At 72.8% G+C, this 2362-nt stretch carries 3 protein-coding genes and 1 pseudogene; all 4 read right to left on the bottom strand.

Going from position 1 to position 2362, the window contains the following annotated elements:
• Positions 1 to 445: pseudogene (locus HMPREF3105_RS08125) on the bottom strand (hypothetical protein); the annotation flags it as partial.
• Between the two features lie 137 nt (positions 446 to 582).
• Entirely contained in the window at positions 583 to 1641 is a 1059-nt protein-coding gene (locus HMPREF3105_RS08120; protein ID WP_070709169.1) for a lipoate-protein ligase LplAB, read from the bottom strand.
• 103 nt (positions 1642 to 1744) lie between these two features.
• Positions 1745 to 2002, bottom strand: coding sequence for a type B 50S ribosomal protein L31 (locus tag HMPREF3105_RS08115; RefSeq protein WP_036336843.1), 258 nt, complete (start codon positions 2000 to 2002; stop codon positions 1745 to 1747).
• Between the two features lie 109 nt (positions 2003 to 2111).
• A partial coding sequence (locus tag HMPREF3105_RS08110) for a TrmH family RNA methyltransferase (protein WP_305791341.1) occupies positions 2112 to 2362 on the bottom strand: 251 nt, incomplete at its 5' end.

Genomic DNA, 2362 nt, shown 5'->3' with positions numbered 1-2362 from the left:
TGCCGAGGGCCAGCGGGTGGACGCCGAGCAGCCGGTTCAGGGCGCGGGCCTCGCGGTGCGCCCGGTCCACGAGGGCGGCCAGCTCGGGCGAGGTCTCCCCCACCAGCGGCAGCTCGCGCAACGTTGCGGCCCCCACCGGCACCCCGGCCTCGGCCGCGACCGCTGCCAGCGCGTCCCAGTGTCGCGTCTCCTCCTGGGCAGGCGTGCGGCCGCCGCCCGGCTCGTCCGGCCCGGTCACCGTGGCGGAGGCCTCGTCGAGGTCGCGGACCGTGACGAGGTCCCACGTGCCGTCCGCGCTCCAGCCGCGGTCCGTGAGCAGAGGCACGCGGCGGCCGGAGGCGAGCTCCAGCTCGAGGGCGCAGTGGACGTCCACGGTCGACCGTGGGCGCCGCGGGGCGTCGGAGCGGGCGATCAGGCGGACGGGGGCGTCGTCGTCGGGGGTCATGGTCCGATCCTGACAGAGCCGCCCCGCCACACCTCGACGCGTCGGGGGCGGTTTCGGGCGGTATTCACGTCGAATACCACCGCAAACCGCCCCCGGACGGAAGCGTGCCGGACGGTGCCGGGACGCCGTCAGGCGGCTCAGGGCACCCGCGCGGTCCACTCCGGGGTCGCGAACTTGGTGCGGGCCAGCTGCTCGGCCTCCTCACGGGTGGCCTCGTCCAGCTCGACGCGGCGGGCGCCGTAGCGCTCCTCGAAGGTGGTCATCATGGTCTCCCAGATCTCGGCGCGGGAGACGCCGGTCTGGCGCCGGAGCGGGTCCACGCGCTTCTTCGCCGAGGTCACGCCCTTGCCGCGCAGCTTCTCCCGGCCGATGCGCAGCACCTCGAGCATCTTGTCCGCGTCGATGTCGTAGCTCATCGTCACGTGGTGCAGCAGCCCGGCCGTGCCCACCCGCTTCTGCGCGGCGCCGCCGATCTTCCCCTGGTCCGTGGCGATGTCGTTGAGCGGCTGGTAGAACGCGTGCACGCCGAGTCGGGAGAGCGCGTCCATGGTCCACTCGTCCAGGAACGGGTAGGTCTCCGCCGTCTCCAGCCCGTCGACCAGCGACGACGGGACGTGCATCGAGTACGTGACGCAGTTGTCCGCCTCCATGAACATCGCGCCGCCGCCGGAGATCCGCCGCACCACGTTGATGCCGTGCCGCCGCGCCCCCTCGGGGTCCACCTCGTTGGCCAGCGACTGGAAGGCGCCGATCACCACGGCCGGCTCGTTCCACTGCCACAGGCGCATGGTCGGCTTGCGACGTCCCTCGGCCACCTGTCGGGTGAGCACCTCGTCCAGGGCCAAGGTCAGCGCGATCGGCATCGGCTCCGGCCCGATGACCTCCCACTCGTGGTCCTCCCACGTGGTCGCCTTGCCGAGGGCGCGACGCACGGCCGAGGCGACCGCGAAGGCGTCCACGCCGAACAGCTCGGCCTCGGGTCGCAGACCCCGCTCGACGGCCTCCCGGATGACGCGATGCTCGGCGTCCGCGGACAGCCCGGTCACCGCCGCGTTGAGGTCCTCGAGCGCCTCGTCCGGCTCGAGGAAGAAGTCACCGTTGATGCTGGCGGTCGCGATCCGGCCGTCCGCGAGGCTCAGGTCCGCCGCGACCAGCTTGCCGCCGATCACCTTGTATTCACCGTGGAGAGTCGTCATGCCCGCCAGCCTACGGGCGACGCGACGGGCCCCGCACCGCCCGGATCGCTCCGGGGGCGCGGGGCCCGTCGTCGTGGTGGGCGCGCGGCTCAGGCCGCCGCGGTCACTTCTTGCCGCCGAAGCCCTTGAAGCGGGCGTTGAAGCGCTCGACGCGGCCGGCGGTGTCCATGATGCGCTGCTTGCCCGTGTAGAACGGGTGCGAGGCGGCCGAGATCTCGACGTCGATCACCGGGTAGGTGTTGCCATCGGTCCACTCCGCGGTCTTCTCGGAGTTCGCGGTGCTGCGGGTGAGGATCTTCTCACCGGAGGCGAGGTCGTTGAAGATGACGTAGCGGTAATCCGGGTGGATCTCAGACTTCATGGTGCATCCTTCGTTTCAGCCGCCTGATTGGGACCAGGGGCGCGAGAGGTGTGGTCAGGGGGTCCGCCGGACGGCGGGCCAGCCGCCCACTCTACCGCACCCGGGCCGGTCAGCGTGCGCGCAGCTCCCACAGCGCGACCGCCGCGGCCGCGGCCACGTTCAGTGAGTCGACGCCGTCGGGCATGGGGATGACGACGTCGGCGTCGGTCTGGGCGAGGGTCTCGGGCCGGACCCCCGGCCCCTCCTGGCCGAGGACGAGGGCCAGGCGCTCGGCGGTCCGCAGCGGCTCGATCTCCGGCGAGTCCAGGCCCACGGCGCGGTCCGTCACCTCGAGGGCGGCCACCGCGAACCCGGCCGCCC

The sequence above is a fragment of the Micrococcus sp. HMSC31B01 genome (genome assembly GCF_001816085.1).
GTDB lineage: Bacteria > Actinomycetota > Actinomycetes > Actinomycetales > Micrococcaceae > Micrococcus > Micrococcus luteus.
The sequence above is the reverse complement of the archived record's forward strand: the minus strand, read 5'-3'. Positions and strand labels throughout refer to the sequence as shown.